Raw genomic sequence first — 20,666 nt, 5'->3', positions numbered from 1 at the left:
GCTGCTGGAATTTGCAAAGAGAGAGGTTAGGCATGGGACAGGATAAATTAACGGTTGGATTGGTCTACGGCGGTAAATCAGGGGAGCATGAAGTGTCGCTCTCAACAGCCTTTGCCGTCATGAATGCATTTGATTATGATAAATATGAACTGATACCTTTTTACATTACGAAGCAGGGATCCTGGAAAATCGGAAGCCGGCTGAGTGAACCGTTTGCTGACAAAGAAGCACTGAAGCTGGCCGGCGGAGAGGATACACAGTCTGCACTGAACGCGGTCTTTAGCCGCCTTTACGGCAGTGACCAGCCTGCGGTCGATATTATGTTTCCACTGCTGCACGGTACCTTCGGAGAAGACGGAACAATTCAGGGCCTGTTTGAAATGGCAGACATGCCTTATGTCGGAACCGGTGTGCTGGCATCTGCAGCAGGGATGGACAAAGGCGTCATGAAGAAGCTGTTCACCCAGGCAGAGCTGCCGCAGTGTGAATACTGCTGCTTTACCCGGTCCGAGTGGGAACGGTCCAGCCACAAGCTGCTGCAGGGTATCGAGGATAAGCTGGGCTATCCGTGTTTCGTGAAGCCGGCGAACCTGGGCTCCAGTGTAGGCATTTCCAAAGCCAAGGACGCGGCACAGTTGAAACACGCCGTGGAAACGGCTCTCAAATTCGACAACAAGATTATTGTAGAAGAATTTGTGGATGCTCGTGAGGTTGAAGTCAGTGTACTGGGCAATGATGAGCCGATCTCTTCCGTTCCGGGTGAAATTGTCTCTTCCAGTGAATACTATGACTACGCAGCCAAATATACGGACGGACAGTCCGAGATGTTAATCCCGGCACCAGTAGACCCGGAAGTCGCAGACCTTCTGAGAGAACTGGCGATCACGGCGTTCAAGGCAATCGAAGGCAGCGGAATCACGCGGGCTGACTTCTTTATCCGCCGCAGTGACGGGGCGATCCTGATTAATGAAGTGAATACAATGCCGGGCTTTACCCCGTTCAGTATGTATCCGCTCCTGTGGCGGGAGACCGGAATGTCATACCGCGAGCTGCTGGACCGGATGATTGATTTGGGTCTGGAACGGTATGATAGAAAGAAATCGCTGATTTATGAGAATGAGGCATAATAGAGTATAATAAGAAATAACCAGAGGGGAGTCCGGTAATATCACGGCTCCCCTTGACTATAACAATGAGCATCTGCGAAAGGACGGCTGGCCTATGGGATTTCAAACCGAATTCAACTCTGTGTGCAAGTTCAAGAATGAGCAGGAGCTGTATGAGCTTCTGGAGTACGGACGCGGAAAAATGCTGAAGCAGGGATTTCGCGTGTTTCCAACCGGACAGAAGGTAATTGCCTATACTCCCGAAAACGTTGCATCCGCCATTGTGAAGATTACGGCTTGTGTGTCTGAGATCAATTTTCAGGGGGAAGAAGTGACCTCCGTGGAGCTGCAGCTGGTGCGCAAGCTGACAGAAGAGGAATCCAGACTGCAGACTGCACTTGCTCATGAGATGTTTTTCGGAGAGCAGGCGTGATTGTCCGCTTCGGGTATGTGGCCATGTCCACCGTGGTACAAAACTCTTCTCCTTCCCGGACCATGACGATGGCAAGCTTCAACAAGCTGAACGACCGCGAGGCGGCGATCCGCAAGCTGGAGCGGCTTTCGGCAGAGAATTTGCATAATACACTGCGGCTGCTAAAGCATAATCTTGCCCATGATATCAAGATGTACCGGATGACGTCCAAGCTGATTCCACTGGCTACGCACGGAGACCTGATGGATTGGGACCCATTTCCTGTGCTGAAAGAAGGGTTCGCTGAAGTTGGAGCATTCGTCAAAAATCACGGCATGCGCGTTTCGTTTCATCCGGATCATTTTACGGTGCTCAGTACGCCGCGTCCGGAAGTGTTAACCAACTCCATTCGTGATTTAAGGCATCACACCGATATGCTGCATGCTATGGGCTTCAGCGGCGAGATGAAGAATAACATTCACATCGGAGGAGCCTATGGGGACAAGCCGGCAGCTGCTGCCCGCTTTGAAGAGCACTTTGAGCTGCTGGACCAGGATATCCGGGAACGGCTCACCCTGGAGAATGATGACAAAACCTTTAATGCGGTAGAAACCCTGAAGGTATGTCAAAATCTAGGGCTTCCCATGGTGCTGGATCTTCATCACCAGTGGGTCAATAATGAAGGCGAGCTTCCGTGGGAGCTGTGGCCGGATATTTTGAAGACATGGGAGTCACCGCTCGCCCAGGCAGGCTCGGCACCGGACAATCCTCTTCCGCCTAAAATTCATGTGTCCAGTCCGAAAACACCTACAGATATCCGCAGTCATGCGGACGGTGTTGAGGTGGGACCGATGCTGGATTTCTTAAGGAAAATCGCCGGCATTACCCCGCGTCTGGACGTTATGATTGAAGCGAAGAAGAAGGATGAGGCGCTGTTTGCGTTAATCAGGGACTTCACAGGCGTCGAAGGGGATGGTGTGCGTGTGCTGGACCAAGCGTCGATTGAGGTTAGTCCATAAATCCAAAAAAAGTAAAAAGAACCCTTTCTTCTCTAGTAAAAGATGCATACAATAGAGTAAAAGATTCATATGGAAAGTAGAGTGAGTGCTTTGAACGATAAAGACAAAACGCCCTATGTCGTGACAAGTAAGAGCTTTGCCGCGGTAGCCATCAATTGTGCCGCCAAGGCCGGAGAATGGATCAAGAGCAAACAAGGTACGGTCAAACAGCTGAATACCAAAACATCCGCACAGGACCTTGTGACAGAAGTGGACAAGGGTGCAGAGATGATGATCCGGAAGCTGATCCTGACGCATTTTCCAGATCACGCTATTTTGGGAGAAGAGGGTGTTGGACCAGGGGCTGAGGCTTCGGCCGAAGCGCTGTCAGCAGTACGGGAAGAAGAGTATGTGTGGATCATCGATCCGGTAGACGGGACGACGAATTACGTGCATGGTTTTCCGTTCTACTCGGTGTCGATTGCACTGGCATATCAGGACGAGGTCATTCTGGGGGTCATTTATGATCCTTCGCGTGACGAACTTTTTATTGCCGAAAAAGGGAAAGGCGCCTATGTACACGGGAATCCTACCCGCGTGTCCGGTGAGCTCACACTCACGGAAAGCCTGCTTGCCACCGGGTTTCCGATTGATGCTGAATTTAACCTTCCGCAAAATATGGCAGGTCTGCAAGCACTTCTGCCCAAGGTCCGCAACCTGCGTGCAGGAGGATCGGCAGCGCTGCACATGGCGTACGTCGCGGCTGGCCGCCTGAGCGGGTATTGGGAGATTGGATTGAACGCATGGGACGTGGCTGCCGGAGCACTGCTGGTTGAGGAATCGGGCGGCCGGGTAACAGATACTGTAGGGAAGCCCTATGATCTGGGTGTCCGAAATATCGTCGCAACCAATGGAGCGTTTCATCAGGAACTGCTGGATACGCTCGCAGAAGCGCAGGGCACCGGTTACCGCAGCTGAACATCACCTTTTTGAAAAGGAGTGTGTCGCGATATGAGTGATAGCCGGGATCAGGAATTGGAACGGCAGCTCAGTGAACTGCTGACTGAAGGCGAACTGGAGAAGCAGCAGATTGAAGAAGAGGGACGGCGGCGGATTTCTCCGAAATATGAAGTCCGTATCCAGACAGAGCGGGATCCTATTGTGGAGGAAACCCGGGAGTACCGCAAAATCGGCAAAGAGCTGGATGACCGGTACGATAAATATACGGAATAAGGGATAGGAACGGAGCAGTCCATCGGGCTGCTTTTTTTCGTTATTTTGAAAGGCATGTATTGTCTATAAGGTAAGGGATGATAGAATAGTGAAGAATATATTACCAATCCGGATTGAAGAGGAGTGTTAAACATGCTGAAGCAATGGACAAAAGGTCTCGCCCGGGCAGCAGGCAGCTTGGTGCTGGCAGCTGCTGTATTAGCAGGGCCATGGGCAGCGGGAAGTGTATCAGCTCAAGCGGGCGGCAAGCCTGCCTCAGATACATACGTAATCGTAACGCTTGGGGATTCCCTCACGGTAGGCTATGAGCCGGGAATGAATGTAAGCTCCAAGCCGTACGGTTTTGTAGACCGGCTGCTGGAACAGGGGCTGCTACACGGACGTACTGAGGTCGTGAATCTGGGTATCGCAGGATTGAAGACAGGTGGACTGGACAACTATGTTCAGGCCATCACAGATGAGCGGGCCATTACAGCAGACGGTATACAGGCCGGAATCAGCGATCCCCGCACAGGACAGATTGGCAGGGAAGCAGCCAAAGCCAAAGCGGTCATCGCGGAAGCGGATCTGATCACGATCACCATCGGCGGCAACGACATGTTTGAGCTGACGAAGACGGCCGGATCGCTGAACAGCGAGCAGCTGACTGGCAGAATTCAGGAGCTGTTTCAGCAGTATACAACCAATGTGAGCCGTGTCGTAAACAACCTGCACAGCATCAGTCCCGAGGCGGAGATCATTCTGGCAGATCAATATAATCCGATTCCTCAGCTGGCCGATAAAGCGGCTTATCCGAAACTGCTTGAGGCTTCGGCAGCTTTTACAGCACATGTGGAAGGACTTGCGAAAGAATTTAGCCAAAATGGAATACAGGTTACGGTTGCTCCGGTCGCCAAGGAATTTGTAGGCAATGAAATGACGATGACTCATATTCTCAAATATGAAGACATTCATCCCACGCAATACGGATATGAGACGATGGCCCGGGTATTTGCTAATAGTATCTGGGGCAGCTATACCAAGCCTGAGGCAGTAGAGGCCGGTCATCCGATGGCCATTATCGTCAGCGGGAAAACACTCAATACACCGTATAAGCCAGTCCTGGTAAAGAACCAGAACTTTGTAGCTGTGCAGGATATTGTGAATGCTGTTGGTGCCAAAACGGTATGGAGCAACAAGACATCCAGTGCTACCGTCACATACGGCGACAAAACGGTTGTGATCACAATGGGTGCCAAAACCGTAAAAGTCAACGGCAAGTCTGTCAGCATTAATACACCGGCGTTTCTGCATAAAGTCGGCAAAGAACATAAAACATATGTACCGCTCGCTGTACTGGCAGAAGGTCTTGGCTTTGATGTACAGTACAATGCCAAGCTCAGAACGGTCTTCATCAATCCTTAATATCTTGAAAAGTGCAAAGAGGCATTTCCCGCTGAGTCCGGGAAATGCCTCTTTTTCTTATTAGGTGTTCTCACTGGCCATCTGCCGGAAGGACTCTTCAGCAGCGGCAAGGGTTTCCTGGATATCCTCATCCGTGTGAGCGGTCGTCAGGAACCAGGCTTCGTACTTGGAAGGCGCGAGATTGATGCCCTGATCCAGCATGTGCCGGAAGAAAGCAGCGAACGCCTCGCCGTCGGTATCCTGGGCTTCATCATAATCCGTCACCGGATGCTGGCAGAAATGCGCAGAGAAGGAACCTCGAATCCGGTTGATCGTTAACGGAATGCCGTGGCGGTCAGCCGATGCCTGAAGGCCTTCGGTCAGCCTGATGCTCAGACGTTCCATCTCCTCATACACGCCTTCCCCTTGTAAAATTTCCAGGCAGGCAATACCGGAAGCGATGGAGGCCGGATTGCCGGCCATCGTTCCAGCTTGGTAGGCAGGGCCAAGCGGAGCGACCTGCTCCATAATATGCTTGCGGCCGCCGTAAGCGCCGATCGGCAGGCCGCCGCCGATGATTTTGCCCAGAGCCGTCAGGTCCGGCTGGATCGCTTCATGGTTTTGCAGTCCGGCATAAGTTTGGGCGGACCCGTAGTGGAAGCGGAAGGCAGTGATCACTTCGTCATAGATGACGAGTGAGCCGTTATCATGGGCCATTTTACACAGTCCTTCCAAAAATCCAGGCTTCGGCATAACCATGCCGAAATTGCCTACGATGGGCTCCACCATGACGGCGGCCACCTCATCCTTCCATTTGTCCAGTGCTTCGCGGAGGCCGTGCAGGTCATTAAAAGGAACGGTAATCACCTCATGCGCGATACTGGCCGGAACACCTGCACTGTCGGGAATTCCGAGTGTAGAGGGGCCGGAGCCGGCAGCGACCAGAACCAGATCGGAATGACCGTGATAACATCCGGCGAATTTAATGATCTTGCTGCGTTTCGTATACGCCCTTGCCACACGGATCGTCGTCATGACGGCTTCTGTCCCGGAGTTCACGAACCGGACCTTGTCCATCGAGGGAATGGCTTCCTTCAGCATTTTGGCCAGCCTGATTTCAAGTCCGGTAGGCGTACCGTAAAGAACTCCGTTCTCGGCGGCGTCCGTAATAGCCTTCGTGATATGAGGATGTGCGTGACCTGTAATGATCGGTCCGTATGCGGCGAGATAATCGATGTAGCGGTTGTCGTCCTCATCCCAGAAGTGTGCGCCTTTCGCACGTTTCATAAAGACAGGGGCGCCGCCTCCTACGGCTTTGAATGAACGGGAAGGGCTGTTGACGCCTCCGACAATATGCTCAAGAGCTTCTTCGTATAAATGTTTGGAACGTTCTCTATTGTTTTGAGTGGACATGGTGATCCTTCCTTTCCTTATAAATGAGAACAGGCCTGCCTGGATGGCGGCCTGTCCGTGTGTGGTGCTGTTAATTTTGCTGAGACTCCGTTTCCGGTTCGGGCGCTGGAGGATTCAATACTTCCTGTACGTAATCCTTCAAAGTCTGAGGGTTACGTACGGTGAGTACCGCCGCACCCCCGACGTTGTCTTCCACCAGCAGCTTCATCGGCGGAATTTGTTCACTGCCCTTCATACTGCTCTGATAGCCGACATTAGCCAGCTTCACCATATCAGTAACATCCAGGTTGGTATCAATATACGGACTTACCGACTCCAGAATATCCGGAAGCTTCATAATGGAGGTGGTGGACTGCATCTTCTTCGCGACAGCCTTCATCAGTTCGCGCTGACGTTCCGTACGTGTGAAGTCTCCCAGCTTATCGTAACGGAACCGGACATACTGCAGCGCTTTGTTGCCATCGAGATGCTGCATGCCCTGCTTCAAATCAATATCATACTGATTTTTGTCCGCTTTGCTTCCGTATTTCATATCCTTTTCTACATAAAAATCCACGCCGCCGATCGAGTCCACGAGCTTGATAAATCCTTGGAAATCCGTGTACACATAGTACTGGATGGGAAGGCCGAGCAGATCGCCGACAGCCATCATCGCTGTTTTCGGTCCATGTGTTACAGCAGTGTTAATCCGGCTGTTTCCGTAGCCGGGAATTTCAGTATACGTATCACGCATGATGGAGAACAGGTTAATGGTCTTATCCACCGGATCGATAGATGCTACGAGCATGGTATCGGATCTCGGAATTTCTCCTTCATCGAAGCCGCGTGCATCCACGCCCATCAGCAGGATATTTACAGGCTCGGTTCCTTCCCATTTCGGTGGCTCAGGAGCCTTGGCATCCACTTGTTCAATCTCACGGAAAGGGGAGGATTCTCCGGATTTCTGAAGTCCGTCCAAACCGCTGTAAATGGAGGTAGCATAATAAGTCCCATAGCTGAGAATACCGGCCATAATCAGGCTGACCGTCCATATGATTGTTTTCTTGGTTCTTGACATTCTTTTCTTTCTCGAAGATCTTTTCTCCATCAGGTTCTTCCTTTCGGGATCACACAGGTGAGTAATAATCAATGTTTAGGATATGAACAATTAACATAAGCATTCCCTATATTATAAATTCTTTTGGGGCGACAATCAATTTTTTACATCGTGAATGTTGAACAGGGTGAATGAAGTATATTAAAATGGGCCAGGCATACAAGGAAGGAGCTGATTGGAATCATGGAGACGAATCTTGAGACGGGACAGACCGTACCAGACTTCACCTTGCCGGGTTCAAATGGAGAGGACATTTCGCTGAGCAGCTTTCGCGGCAAGAAGGTCGTGGTGTATTTTTATCCGAAAAATATGACGCCTGGATGCACAGATGAAGCCTGCGGCTTCCGGGATGCCCATGAAGAATTGGAGCAGAAGGGAGCTGTGGTCATTGGTATCAGCCCGGATCCCCTGAAATCCCACAGCAAATTTATTGAAAAATACGGCCTGCCGTTTCTGCTGCTGTCTGATGAGGAGCATCAGGTGAGTGAGTTATTCGGCGTATGGCAGCTCAAGAAAATGTACGGCCGTGAATTCGAGGGGATCGTCCGGTCCACTTTTCTGATTGATGAAGAGGGCAGGCTGGCCCGTGCCTGGCGCAAGGTCAAGGTCGCAGGCCATGTGGAAGAAGTGCTGGAGGCTGTCCAAACATTATAAAGTCAAACCGTCCGTGTCATCCTGACGCGGGCGGTTTTTTTTGCGAATTTTTAACTCGAACGATATAGTCTTTTTTTGAAATGCCCTCCATATAATCTATCAGATATGAAATCCCGCTGTGAATCTCATAGAAACTATGGAGGTAGATTAATATGAACAAAATGTTCCTGGTCTTGGCCCGTACGGTAGGTTTGATTTTGATTTTAGCACTTCTGTGGCCTGAAGGTATGCTGGATGCTGTCCAGCCGGACCGTTATCTGATAGATTCTCAAAACCGGCATGTGACTTCCAAAACCGTGGTGGGCGGTTCCGGTGCTGATGTCAGCACCTTGAAGTCGGCAAAACCTGTAGCTGCAAAACCTGTAGCTGCAACACCTGTGACTGTAAAACCTCTGGCAGCAAGACCTGTGCCTGCAAAATCTGCAGCAGCTGCTAATAAATCAGCAAAACCGGTCCAGGCAAAACCTGTCACGGCAAAAACAGTATATCTCACCTTTGATGACGGGCCTTCGGGATTGACAGGAGAAGTGCTGGACATCCTGAATACGTACAAAATTAAGGGAACGTTCTTTGTTTTAGGTCAGCAGGCAGAACGGCGTCCGGAGATCATTGGGCGCATTCATGAAGAAGGCCATGCGATCGGTAACCATACATATGATCATAACTATACAGAGCTTTATCACAAATTCACGGCCTTCTGGAACCAGATCAAACAGACGGAGGAAATCATTCGCCTCATTACCGGGGAACGTCCTCAGCTGGTGCGTGCACCCGGCGGTACGGCTGGTAAATTTGATGCTGCCTATTTCGATCTGCTGGAGCAGGGGGGCTATAAAGTGTTTGATTGGAACGTAGACAGCGGAGACTCCAAGAGAAAAGGAGTGCCGGCGGATGAGATTGTCAAAATGTCCACTGCTCCTCACCAGGGGAATGAGGCTGTCGTGCTGCTTCATGACGGGGCAGGTCATGAGGAGACTGTCAAGGCGCTCCCGCGCATCATTAAATACTATCAAAAAGTCGGATACCGTTTTGATATCCTTACACCTGAGATCAAACCGGTACAATTCAAAGTGCAAATCGAGCCCAAGAAAGGGCAGCCTGGCTCCGTATGGATTGCAGAGCATGTCACTGTCAATGCAGCTCTGTTCCGTCAGGGGAATCACCTGGAAGTAGATATGAACGGCCTGGCGGCCATATTTCGATCCGGTGAATACAGGATGGAGAATGGGAAGCTGCTCGTCCCGCTGCGATCGGCTGTAGAGCGTCTGGGCGGCCGTGTAAACTGGGATGCGTCCAACCGTACGGCCAAAGTGTGGCTGGGCGGACGATCCTGGACGGCAGATCCGTTCATGGGCACGATTCAGTCCGGGAAATCGCAGGCGCGTCAGGTCCCGGAAATTGGAATGACAGGTCACACCACGTGGATTCCGCTTCGGGAAGTGCTGCAGCTGTCAGGACATCCGTTAAAGGCAATCGTTTCGAAAGGGAATGCCTATAAAATCCAAACTTTGTAGAAAAACCTCGTATTTTTTGTTTGTAATTATGAAGCACAAGTTATAGACTAGAGGTTGAGATAATAATCACAATCCCAATGAAAGTGTTCCATAGGGAGGGGGAGATATCCCCCTGCTTTGTTTTGGCGCGAAAGATTCGGTGACATTCCTCACTTATGACAGTGATGCATAATAGCGGCCGGTTATCCCAAAATTACAACTAACCGGTTCAATCGCCGCCATGTTCTTCTTGGGACCTCATTTAAAGCAAAGGAGGCAATTATCATGACAGAAACATCCCGTCCGCAACCATCCGAAGGCTCGGAGAAGGTTGCCGAAAACCTCGGAGCTCCGCAAGCGGGTCTTCCCGATGTGTTTGACCAATTGCTGAAGCCGGAAATTCAAGAGTCTCTGACCGTCCTTGTGGACCAGCTTCCAAAACTGGCGGAAATGCTTACCCTTTTGACAAAGGCATATGATTTCGGGAAATCGGTAGCCACCGACCCGGTTCTTGCCGAAGACACCATGGCATCGCTGAGCGGCTTTACAAAGCCTGTCACCGACACCTTGAAAGGTACAGCGTCCGCTGCTATTGAAGCCGGAGACCGTGTACGTGCTCAGGACGACCATGGAAACATCAGCGTATTTGGTTTGATGAAAATGCTGAAGGATCCTCAAGTTCAGAAAGCCCTGCGTTTTGCACAGGCTTATATGGACGTATTGAACGAGCGCGATCAGCAGAACAAACGTTAAGACGAAAACGGATAAGAACGGAGGATGGTCATGTCTAAACATATTCTGATCTTGGGCGGAGGCTACGGCGGTTTGCTGAGCGCTCTTTCAGCCCGCGAGCATTTCGGCGTGAATGCGAAGATCACACTGGTTAACCGTTTCACAACGCACCAAATTATTACCGAGCTTCATCGTCTGGCTGCTGGCAACATTGCCGAGAAAGCTGTTGCACTGCCACTGGACAAGCTTCTTCGTGACGCTAACGTGGATCTCCGCATCGGTACTGTAAAAGAAATCAAGCCGGATGACCACTCTGTATCGCTCGAAGACGGCGGTACATTTACTTACGATATGCTGGTTGTTGCTCTGGGCAGTGAAACAGCATTCTTCGGCATTCCTGGACTGCAGGAGAACAGCTTTATCCTGAAGTCCGTGAGCGATGCCAATCGTCTGCATGAGCATGTGGAGAACCGGATTGCGGAATACAGCAGAACGAAGAACCCTGCGGACGCTACGATCGTGGTCGGCGGAGGCGGTTTGACGGGTGTTGAGCTTGTTGGCGAATATGCCGATATGAAGAGTGAACTGGCTCGTAAATACGGCCTCTCCCCGGATGAAATTACACTGTATTGTGTAGAAGCTGCTCCTTCCATCCTGCCGGGCTTCCCGCCTGAGCTGGTGGATCGTGCAACGACAAGCCTGCAAAAACGCGGTGTAAACTTCCTGACAGGTCTTCCGATTACCAAGATGGACGGTACAACGGTAGAACTGAAAGACGGAAGCACCATCCAGACCAGCACACTGGTATGGACAGGCGGCGTACAGGGTAACTCGGTTGTAGCTAACTGCGGTATCGAAGTGAACCGCGGCCGTGCTGTTGTGAACGAGTTCCTGCAGTCGACTTCACACCCGGATGTATTCCTTGCTGGTGACAGTGCGGTAGTTATGGGTCCTGAAGGACGTCCGTATCCTCCGACAGCACAGCTGGCCTGGCAAATGGGTGAGCTGGTAGGATACAACATGTATGCCTATGCGCAGGGCGGCGTACTGGAAACTTTCGTTCCTGTATTCTCCGGTACCCTGGGCAGCCTGGGCCGCAAGGATGCGATCGGTACGATCGGCGCGAACAAAACCCAGCTGAAAGGCCTGCCTGCAACCCTGATGAAGGAAGCAAGTAACATGCGTTACCTGTCCCACATCAAAGGTTTGTTTACGCTGGCGTACTAAGCCAATAAACGAGAAGCAGACGTCTTTGCATAAAGCGTCTGCTCAATAAAGATTACCCAAGAGGCACAGTCTCTCCGAATGATGGAGAAGGCTGTGCTTCTTTTTTATTATTCTCGGTGGAATTTCATCTCAGCACGGTCTATCTTGGGCTCATCTTGGAAAACCTATTCATAGACTCCTTTTACAAGATTGGGAGAAATGAACGGGAAGCGGAGGTAGAACTTTATGTTTCATTCATCGCTGCAGCAGGAAGAGCCGGATCACCCGTACTGGGGACCGGAGTTGATACAGCGTGCTGTTCAAAAGGTAAGCAGCGTTATTATAGGTCACGAAGAACAGGTGAGGCGAGCCTTTATGTCCATGCTGGCCGGAGGACATATTTTGCTGGAGGATGTGCCGGGTGTAGGAAAAACGATGCTTGTGCGGTGCATAGCATCCGTTATTGGATGCGATTTTGGCAGAATACAGTTTACGAGTGATCTGATGCCTGGTGATATCACCGGAACCACAGTGTATTCTCCACATACTGGAGACTTTGATTTCAGGCCGGGGCCCGTTCTTGCAAACCATATGATACTTGCCGATGAGATCAACCGGGCATCTCCGCGGGCTCAATCGGCCCTGCTGGAGCTGATGGAGGAGAGAAAGGTTACGGTAGATGGAAGGACATATCCGCTGCGATCGCCTTTCTTTCTGCTGGCCACACAGAATCCGTGTGAATTTGAAGGTACCAATCGGCTGCCTGAAGCCCAGATGGATCGCTTTATGATGAGACTGTCTCTGGGCTATCCGGACATGGAGCAGGAGGTGCTGATGCTGGAGCGGGCACAAGACAGAGAGCTGAACTCGCTTCCGGGTCCTCTTCTGGCAGCATCCGAAATCACAACGATGCAGCGCTCGGTCCTGCGTGTGTATGTGGATGAGAGTATTAAAAAATACCTTGTCCAGATTGCCGACGCATCCCGGAAACATCAGGACATTCGCCTTGGCATCAGTCCGCGCGGAACACTGGCCTGGATGCGAGCATCACAGGCTTCGGCCTTTATGGATGGCCGGATGTATGTCATTCCCGACGACTGCCTTACGGTGGCGGGGCCTGTACTGGCGCATCGTCTGCAGCTTGGTTTTGAGGCCAGATCTGCCGGGGTAGATCAGCATGAAGCTCTGCAGCGGCTGATCCGCAGCATCGAGCTTCCCAGACAGCGCACCCGCAAAGGAGGGAGAATGTGAAGCGGCGAGGTGTAAGACCGAGTACTGATGAGCATGCTCCTAACGCTGTACATTCAGAAATGGCAGGAAGTGCAGGCCTGTTATACGGGTTCAGAGCGCTGGGCATCTGGCTTTCCAGCTGGGGGCTTTATGTTTGGCTGGGCGGTGCTTCGCTCCGTTTTGTCTGGCTGCTGTGTACGGCTATGCTCCTCCATGGCGGACTGCTTATGCTGGCAGGACCCCGATGCTTTAAGATCAGCCGCTCCTTCGCACCTGCTGTTCTTCATGCCGGAGAAGAGGCAGAGGTCATCCTCAAACTGGAATTCAAGACGGGAATGCCGGTACCGTGGCTTCTGCTGACAGAACAGATCGGAGACAGAACAGTGCGTAAATTGTGGTTCCCGGGATTCCGCCGTTCAGTCAGCTGTACTTATACGCTTCCGCTGCAGAGGAGGGGGTACTGGCCGGAACTTCATGGAACGGTGGAGTGGGGCGATATGTTTGGCTGGTTCCGGTCCAAAAGGAAATGGAAAGGCAGTGGCAGCCTGGTGGTGCTGCCTCTTCCTGCAGAGCTGACAGGATGGAATGCCCTGAGCAGCACCGTGGACGAGAGGCCGGATTACTCCTATTTGGCCTCTCCCTGGATTGGAGCGGCAGATTACCGCGAATATATCCCTGGTGATCCGCTGAGATCTATCCATTGGAAGAACAGTGCCCGTTCAGGCAAGCTGCAGGTAAGGCTTCCTGAGGCAGGGAGAAATGATGAACGGTGTATTGTTTTGAACACTTTTGCTGCAGGATATCCTGGTGAGGATGGTTTCGAGCAGGAGGATTACTTTGAGCAAGCCGTATCTGTGGCAGCAGGCTTATGTTATCGCGCAAGAGCAGCCTCTTCAGAGCAGACGGTGCTTCATATGCTCGGATGTGCTTCATCTTCCGGGATACCTGAACGACGGACAGCCGGGGAGGAGATGGATGAACTTCTGGCTCTTGCTGCCGTCCGTTTGCAGGATAAGGTTATGGAGAAGTCCATCCAGGCTGGGCTTTCCGGTCTGGGGCCTTCTTTATTGGGGCGGGAGCTGCATCTCGTTACCGGCATTATGAATGAGGAACTCGCGGATGCTGCGATTCAGTTGATGTCTAATGGAGCTGTGATTACGGTGTACAAAGTTTGCTTTCATTCCGGGCAGACCGGCAGTTTGGAAGAAGGGGAGAACAGAACCGGGCAGCATTCAGGGAATGCTTCGTTCTATCATATGCTGCCGGAGTCGGAAAGTCGGTTTATTCAAGCAGGGGGGAGGCTTTTCATTGTGATGGATGGGGGCATTCATCAGATTGGATCACAAGAGAGAGGCAGTGGAGGGCGTTATGGATGAAGATCTCGTCTGTTAATGAAGACAAGGATGCAGTCTCGCTTCTCCGCTTTGTATTCCGGCTGCCTGCCGCGCCTCTCTTCATGCGCTTTTTGCTTACGGTACCTCTGGCGGGTTTATTTACGGAGTGGCTGCTCCCGCTGCTGGATTTGGGCGGAAGTGAGGGCAGCCTCATGCTGCAAACCCTGTTTGTACTTACTTTTGTATTGCTGGTGCAGGGACTGGGCACCGTAAAGGAATGGATTTTACTGCCGCTTAACATCATCTTGCTGCTGTTTTTATGGAGCCGTTTGTTCGGAGAAGTCTCCCTCCTTTCCTGGCTTGAGTCGTATGTATTTTATGTGCTGCCTGGGGATGTCTCTCATGTTCATGGTGTTTGGGAATTCAGCGATCTCAGCCGTGAAAGCCGTGCGCTGATTCTGCTGGCAGGCTGGGCTATCATGGTTTCTGCCGTTCAGGTGCTGGTGCTTAATCGGGGGAACCTTTGGCTGTTTGGCGGAACGACGCTGCTGTACCTCACTGTGCTGGAGGAAGCGCTGGAGCTGCCGGTTTACGGCGGTTTTATCCGTGCATGCTGCTGGATTTTAGCGGTTCAGGGCATGTCTTGGTTTATCCGGATTCAGACGGAGGAAGCTGGATCTTTGGATGGATACCGGCTCAAGGTGAAGAAGAAGCAGACAGGAACATTGTTTTTGCGCTGGAGTTTGTGGGTCGTGCTATCTGCGGTGTTGACGGCAGGCTTGCTGCATGCCGCTGGACAGGGGCGTGCCCCGGCTTCTGGCAGCGGACTGACATTCGAGTATATAGCAGATCAAGTGAAAACATGGTCGGAAGACAGAAACAGCGGTGCAGCCCATCGGGCAAAAACAGGCTTAACCGGGTATGATGCCTTGTCTGGTGATTTGGGAGGGCCGCTCCAGCCGGGAATCGAACTTTTTTTCACAGCCCAGTCTCCTGAACCCGCGTATTGGCGGGGAGAATCTCTGCTCTATTACACCGGCAGGCGCTGGATCGGCCATGATGATGATCGTGTTCCTGTTGAAAAGGGTGAGGAGACGGCTCTTACAACATTAGCTGCACAGAATAAGCAGGCATCATCAACAGTAGTCCAAAAAATCACACTGCATCAGCGCGGCTTTGAAAGTATGCCCTTATTTTCTAATGGAACAATCACCAAGGTGCTGGAGCTGCAGGATGCCTCAGGTCACGGGGTGAACCCCGGCATGGGTGCTTATCCTGACACGGGTACGCTTCGACTGGAGGAGCATGCAGATCAAGTCAAATCCTATACCGTAGAGTCCCTGAAACAGCCTGTTGCAGGGTCGGGATCGTTGAGTGGAAGCAGCCAGGTTGATACCGGGGGTGATACGGTGCCGGATACGTTATCCGATTCATTGGATGACGCGACATATGTACAGCTGCCAGCCGATCTACCTAAGCGGGTATATGATCTGGGTGAGCAGCTGACCCGGAATACAAGCGGCCGGTATGAACAAGCGAGGGCAGTCGAAGCCTATCTGAAAAGCCGATTTCCTTATACGCTGAAAACCCGAATTCCTCCGGCAGGCCAGGATTTTGTAGATGCATTTCTATTTAAGGATCAGCAGGGATATTGTACGCATTTTGCTACAGCTATGGTTGTGCTGCTGCGTACACAGGGCATTCCTGCCCGATATGTCACAGGTTTTGCTCCAGGTCAGCTGGTTGAAGGAACTTCAGATACTTACAGGGTCACACAGGAGGAAGCGCATGCCTGGGTTGAAGTCTATGTTCCGAAACAGGGCTGGACAGCATTTGACCCCACCCCTGGGTTTTATGCAGGCCAGGCAGCGGATGCGTCAGAAGAGAATATGATAAAAACAAACAGATTTCATGAGCAGCTGATGGAATTTGTGCAAATGCTGCAGTCTCGTATATCCAGCATTCAGAGTTGGATCGTGCACCGGATATGGTCCATCCTGGCTTTGATCAGCTTCATATGTACACCTGTAATCTTTAGGTTATGGACCCGGAAAAAATGGGGGATCTCTCGTCCTGGCTCCCGTGAAGATCCGACGCATGGGGATGGGCATTTCAGCGAAAGAGAGCAGCTGCTGGCAGCGGCTATCCCGGTATGGAGGCGGCTTGCGCGGCGCTGCGGTGCGCCCGAAGCTGCCGTAACGGTGAAAAAGTACATGCAGTCTCTTCAGCTGGAGGATGAACACGTCATGGCTGAGCTGGTCGATTTTGCTATGCAGTGGGAGAATGCAGCTTATGGGAATACACCATTCAGCCGTATGGAGAAAATCCGGTTTCTGAGACAATGCCGCATGCTTGCCAAAAAACTGGCATGAAAACAAAGCCTCCCTTTCCTTGACGGTATGAATTGGGGTTGCGTATAATTAATCTCAATAATTGAGGGAGGCACGTTAATGAACAAGCCTAATGAAATCATCGTTGTTTTGGACTTCGGTGGACAGTATAACCAACTTATTGCACGACGTATCCGTGATCTTGGAGTATACAGCGAACTGCTGCCTTATAGTACGCCTGTTGAGAAGATCAAGGCATTGTCACCGCGGGGTATTGTTTTCTCCGGCGGGCCTTCAAGCGTATATGCAGAAAATGCACCGCATGTAGATCCGGCTATTTATGATCTTGGCGTTCCGATTTTTGGTATCTGCTACGGTATGCAGTTGATGGCCCAGCAGCTGGAGGGTAAAGTTGAACGTTCCGCAAAACGTGAATACGGTAAAGCAGATCTGATGTTTAATGAGAACTCGGTTCTGGTCAAAGGTCTGGAGAACAATCAGACGGTTTGGATGAGCCACGGGGATCATGTCGTATCTCTGCCATCAGGCTTCAAGCTGGATGCCGGTACGGAATCTGCTCCGATTGCGGCCATGAGCAATGCGGACAAGCAGCTGTATGCTGTGCAGTTCCATCCAGAAGTTCGCCACTCTCTGCAGGGTAATGAAATGATCAAGAACTTCCTGTACGAAATCTGCCAGTGTGAAGGCAGCTGGAGCATGGAAACCTTTATTGAAGATCAAATTCGTGAAATCCGTGAAACTGTAGGCCAGCAGAAAGTGCTCTGTGCACTCAGCGGCGGTGTTGATTCTTCTGTTGTCGCTATGTTGATTCACAGAGCGATTGGTGATCAGCTGACCTGTATGTTTATCGATCATGGCTTACTGCGCAAAGGCGAAGCCGAGAGTGTTATGGAAACCTTTGTCGGCAAGTTCGATATGAAGGTCGTCAAGATTGATGCCCGCGACCGTTTTATGGCGAAGCTGAGCGGTGTAGATGATCCTGAGCAAAAACGCAAAATCATCGGCAATGAATTCATCTATGTTTTTGACGAAGAGTCTACGCAGTTTGATGATTTTGCTTTCCTTGCACAGGGTACCCTATATACGGACATTGTGGAAAGCGGAACAGATACAGCACAGACGATTAAATCCCATCACAATGTCGGCGGACTGCCGGAGGATATGAAGTTTAAGCTGATTGAGCCGCTGAAAGCCCTGTTTAAAGATGAGGTCCGCAAAGTCGGCGAGGAACTCGGTCTGCCGGAAGCTATCGTTTGGCGTCAGCCGTTCCCGGGTCCTGGACTTGCGATTCGTGTGCTCGGTGAAGTGACAGAGGAGAAGCTGACTATTGTCCGCGATTCCGATTATATCCTGCGTGAAGAGATTGCTAAGGCAGGCCTGGACCGCGAAATCTGGCAGTATTTCACCGCACTTCCGAATATGAAAAGCGTCGGAGTCATGGGTGATGCCCGTACGTACTCCTATACCGTCGGCATTCGTGCGGTAACCTCGATCGACGGCATGACCGCCGACTGGGCGCGTATCCCATGGGATGTGCTTGAGAAGATTTCGGTGCGTATTGTCAACGAGGTGGACAATGTAAACCGCATCGTGTACGACGTGACGAGCAAACCGCCGGCCACGATTGAGTGGGAATAGATAGAGTTTTTAAACCTCCCGTTTCTTGCGAACTTCGCATAGAAACGGGAGGTTTTTGTATAGCTGCAAGATTCAATAGCTGCATTATCGAGGGATTTCCTCCATTTCCGAACAATACAACAATTTGAAAACGATATTATTCGTTTTTATTGTTGACAAAATCCACCCTTCGACCTAGAATGTTCATAGTAAATATGACGACAACGATATATAAGCTTTTTTTCGTATAATCCTGGGAATTGGCCCGGGAGTCTCTACAAGGTCACCGTAATGATCTGGCTACGGAAAGATTGCAGCAGCATAGAATGCCTTTACTCTATCCAATCCACGACCGGATTCCATACACATCATTTGTCTAATAGACTTATGCTATGGGGGAACCACAATACCCTTCGAGCTTGTCTCTGATGGTTAGAGGTGAACGGGTGAGTAACACGATGCTGTGCGCAATCTTTTTAAGCGGGTGCCCTGGAGATTTTTTCTTCAGGGCTTTTTCGTCGTTGGTCACTAATTCTAAGGGGGATATCTCAACAATGGAGCGTTTCTTTAAGTTAAAGGAACACGGAACAAATGTCAGAACCGAAATGATCGCAGGATTGACGACGTTTATGACGATGGCTTACATCCTTTTTGTCAACAACCTGTTTCTAGGTCCTGATGGAGCGGGCATCCCGCAGGAAGGCGTATTTTTCGCCACTGCTGTAGGCGCCGGGCTGGTCACAATCGTGATGGGACTGTTTGTTAACATTCCGATCGCGCTTGCTCCGGGTATGGGTTTGAACGCTTACTTTATGACCGTCGTACTGAGCTCGAACGGAGCCATTACGTGGCAGGCTGCTTTAGGGGCTGTTTTTCTTTCCGGTATTATTTTCTTGATTCTGACTGTGACTAAGGTCCGTCAAATGCTGCTGACTGCAGTGCCGAACAATTTGAAAATCGCGATCACCGTCGGTATCGGATTGTTTATTACGATTATCGGTTTCAAACTGGGCAACCTGATTTCGGTCAACATCAACCCAGGTACAGATGTCAGCCAGCCGGTTGCGGGCGGAGCATTCAACCTTGCACTTGGTAATTTCGTAGAGCACAAAGATGCTTTGCTGGCTTTGATCGGACTGTTTCTGATTGCGATCCTGATGGTTTTGAAAATCAAGGGTGCTTTGCTCATCGGGATTGTGGCCACGACGCTGATCGGTATTCCAATGGGCGTAACGAATGTTTCCGGTCTGAGCGATGCCAGCTGGATTCCTTCTTTTGATAACCTGGCTGTAGGTCAGATGGATATCAAAGGCGCTATCGGAATTGGATTGCTGGAAGTTATCTTTATCTTCACTTTTGTAGAACTGTTTGATACGTTCGGTACTTTGGTAGGTACTGCGGGACGTGCAGGCTTGTTGAAAAACAAGGAAGAAGGAGAGAAAAAGCTGGGTAAAGCGATGCTGGTTGATGCCGGTGGTGTCAGTGCCGGTGCTTTCCTCGGAACCAGTACAGTTACAGCATTTGTAGAAAGTGCTGCAGGTGTAGCTGCCGGTGGCCGGACAGGTCTGACTGCAGTGACGACAGGTGTTTTGTTCCTCTTTGCTTTGTTCCTCGCTCCGCTGGCCTTGATTGTGCCTTCAGCGGCGACAGCTCCTGCTTTGATCATCGTAGGTGTGCTGATGATGAGTCAAGTGCGTGATATTGATTGGGATGATTTCTTCCTGGCTTTCCCGGCATTTTTGACAATCATCCTCATGCCGTTCACTGGCGGAATTGCTAACGGGATCTCGGCTGGTATTATCTCTTACGTCGTTCTGGCTGTATTTGCAAAAATCGCCGGACGTGATGTAAAGGTACACTGGCTCATGTGGATTTTGTTCGTCATCATTCTGCTGCGTTACGTAATGCTGGGTATTGAGTAATATAGGTGATTTGCTGCAGCCAGTCTCCATATGGAGACTGGCTGCTTTTATATTTAAGGATTTGGACTGCAGTTATGACATCTATATTATATAGAAGAAACTATTTCAGATACGGGATGATAAAAGAGGTGTTAAACAAAATTTGATAAATAGGTTGCATAATTTATTAAGGATGTGGTATATTATATTTCCGGCCGCAAAATGAAGGTCGGACATCACAAGCAGTTAGCATAAGCGAGAATATCATTTGAAAAACTTTTCGAAAAAAAGCTTGCAAAGCTAAAGTGAATGTGATAAGATATAAAAGTTGCTGAAGCGAGAGAATGCGAGGCGACATTAAAGAAGTTGATCTTTGAAAACTGAACAACGAGTGAGTTAAACCGATCTTGCTTTTAGTGAGATCAAACATGAGATAGCAATATCTCGTCAGTTTTGAAATGAGCTTTTAAACTCATCGGTCGGATATTTTCTCGGAGTCATTCGGGA

At 50.6% G+C, this 20,666-nt stretch carries 17 protein-coding genes and 1 riboswitch; of the genes, 15 read left to right on the top strand and 2 right to left on the bottom strand.

Going from position 1 to position 20,666, the window contains the following annotated elements; translation table 11 throughout:
• Nucleotides 1-32 precede the first annotated feature (32 nt).
• The 6 genes from HII30_RS20220 (at nucleotide 33) to HII30_RS20195 (ending at nucleotide 5,153) form a co-directional block, all read left to right on the top strand.
• A complete protein-coding gene (locus HII30_RS20220) occupies nucleotides 33-1,127 on the top strand; it encodes a D-alanine--D-alanine ligase (RefSeq protein WP_169506852.1) in 1,095 nt (364 codons plus the stop codon).
• Nucleotides 1,128-1,221: 94 nt separating this feature from the next.
• Nucleotides 1,222-1,539, top strand: a complete 318-nt coding sequence (locus tag HII30_RS20215; RefSeq protein WP_169506851.1) for a hypothetical protein — start codon at nucleotides 1,222-1,224, stop codon at nucleotides 1,537-1,539.
• Nucleotides 1,536-2,537 carry a UV DNA damage repair endonuclease UvsE gene (gene uvsE, locus HII30_RS20210; RefSeq protein ID WP_169506850.1) on the top strand — a complete coding sequence of 334 codons (1,002 nt, stop codon included), beginning with the start codon at nucleotides 1,536-1,538 and terminating at the stop codon, nucleotides 2,535-2,537. The genes HII30_RS20215 and uvsE overlap by 4 nt, the downstream gene beginning before the upstream one ends.
• A 69-nt stretch (nucleotides 2,538-2,606) precedes the next feature.
• Nucleotides 2,607-3,494 (top strand): inositol monophosphatase family protein, encoded by an 888-nt coding sequence (locus tag HII30_RS20205; RefSeq protein ID WP_169506849.1) that lies wholly within the window; start codon nucleotides 2,607-2,609, stop codon nucleotides 3,492-3,494.
• Between the two features lie 33 nt (nucleotides 3,495-3,527).
• Nucleotides 3,528-3,749 (top strand): hypothetical protein, encoded by a 222-nt coding sequence (locus HII30_RS20200; RefSeq protein WP_169506848.1) that lies wholly within the window; start codon nucleotides 3,528-3,530, stop codon nucleotides 3,747-3,749.
• A gap of 132 nt (nucleotides 3,750-3,881) precedes the next feature.
• The gene (locus HII30_RS20195; protein ID WP_169506847.1) at nucleotides 3,882-5,153 is read left to right on the top strand and encodes an SGNH/GDSL hydrolase family protein; all 1,272 of its coding nucleotides are present in this window, start codon (nucleotides 3,882-3,884) and stop codon (nucleotides 5,151-5,153) included.
• Nucleotides 5,154-5,213: 60 nt separating this feature from the next.
• Here HII30_RS20195 and HII30_RS20190 read toward each other — a convergent pair whose 3' ends face one another.
• Together HII30_RS20190 and HII30_RS20185 are read right to left on the bottom strand one after the other, a co-directional pair.
• Nucleotides 5,214-6,545 carry a glutamate-1-semialdehyde 2,1-aminomutase gene (locus tag HII30_RS20190; protein WP_169506846.1) on the bottom strand — a complete coding sequence of 444 codons (1,332 nt, stop codon included), beginning with the start codon at nucleotides 6,543-6,545 and terminating at the stop codon, nucleotides 5,214-5,216.
• Nucleotides 6,546-6,615: 70 nt separating this feature from the next.
• Complete coding sequence (locus HII30_RS20185; RefSeq protein ID WP_169506845.1) at nucleotides 6,616-7,602, bottom strand: LCP family protein; 987 nt, start codon at nucleotides 7,600-7,602, stop codon at nucleotides 6,616-6,618.
• Nucleotides 7,603-7,824: 222 nt separating this feature from the next.
• On the opposite strand from HII30_RS20185, the gene bcp reads away from it, so the two are divergent.
• The 9 genes from bcp to HII30_RS20140 all read left to right on the top strand — a co-directional run bounded on the left by bcp (nucleotide 7,825) and on the right by HII30_RS20140 (nucleotide 20,180).
• Entirely contained in the window at nucleotides 7,825-8,295 is a 471-nt protein-coding gene (gene bcp, locus HII30_RS20180; protein WP_169506844.1) for a thioredoxin-dependent thiol peroxidase, read from the top strand.
• 152 nt (nucleotides 8,296-8,447) lie between these two features.
• Nucleotides 8,448-9,809, top strand: coding sequence for a polysaccharide deacetylase family protein (locus tag HII30_RS20175; protein WP_246246782.1), 1,362 nt, complete (start codon nucleotides 8,448-8,450; stop codon nucleotides 9,807-9,809).
• A gap of 264 nt (nucleotides 9,810-10,073) precedes the next feature.
• Nucleotides 10,074-10,541: a helical membrane plugin domain-containing protein gene (locus tag HII30_RS20170; RefSeq protein WP_169506843.1), complete on the top strand. Its 468-nt coding sequence runs from the start codon at nucleotides 10,074-10,076 to the stop codon at nucleotides 10,539-10,541.
• 30 nt (nucleotides 10,542-10,571) lie between these two features.
• Nucleotides 10,572-11,747 carry an NAD(P)/FAD-dependent oxidoreductase gene (locus tag HII30_RS20165; protein ID WP_169506842.1) on the top strand — a complete coding sequence of 392 codons (1,176 nt, stop codon included), beginning with the start codon at nucleotides 10,572-10,574 and terminating at the stop codon, nucleotides 11,745-11,747.
• Nucleotides 11,748-11,972: 225 nt separating this feature from the next.
• Nucleotides 11,973-12,977: an AAA family ATPase gene (locus tag HII30_RS20160; RefSeq protein ID WP_169506841.1), complete on the top strand. Its 1,005-nt coding sequence runs from the start codon at nucleotides 11,973-11,975 to the stop codon at nucleotides 12,975-12,977.
• Nucleotides 12,974-14,332, top strand: coding sequence for a DUF58 domain-containing protein (locus HII30_RS21955; RefSeq protein ID WP_169506840.1), 1,359 nt, complete (start codon nucleotides 12,974-12,976; stop codon nucleotides 14,330-14,332). Before HII30_RS20160 ends, HII30_RS21955 begins: the two co-directional genes overlap by 4 nt.
• Nucleotides 14,329-16,662, top strand: a complete 2,334-nt coding sequence (locus HII30_RS20150) for a transglutaminase-like domain-containing protein (protein ID WP_169506839.1) — start codon at nucleotides 14,329-14,331, stop codon at nucleotides 16,660-16,662. Before HII30_RS21955 ends, HII30_RS20150 begins: the two co-directional genes overlap by 4 nt.
• 78 nt (nucleotides 16,663-16,740) lie before the next feature.
• Nucleotides 16,741-18,279, top strand: coding sequence for a glutamine-hydrolyzing GMP synthase (gene guaA / locus HII30_RS20145; RefSeq protein ID WP_169506838.1), 1,539 nt, complete (start codon nucleotides 16,741-16,743; stop codon nucleotides 18,277-18,279).
• Between the two features lie 202 nt (nucleotides 18,280-18,481).
• Nucleotides 18,482-18,581, top strand: a riboswitch (purine riboswitch).
• 231 nt (nucleotides 18,582-18,812) lie between these two features.
• The gene (locus HII30_RS20140; RefSeq protein WP_169506837.1) at nucleotides 18,813-20,180 is read left to right on the top strand and encodes an NCS2 family permease; all 1,368 of its coding nucleotides are present in this window, start codon (nucleotides 18,813-18,815) and stop codon (nucleotides 20,178-20,180) included.
• Nucleotides 20,181-20,666 lie beyond the last annotated feature (486 nt).

Source organism: Paenibacillus lemnae (assembly GCF_012933385.1).
GTDB classification, from domain to species: domain Bacteria; phylum Bacillota; class Bacilli; order Paenibacillales; family Paenibacillaceae; genus Paenibacillus_AQ; species Paenibacillus_AQ lemnae.
This window is presented reverse-complemented; position numbering and strand designations above follow the sequence as displayed.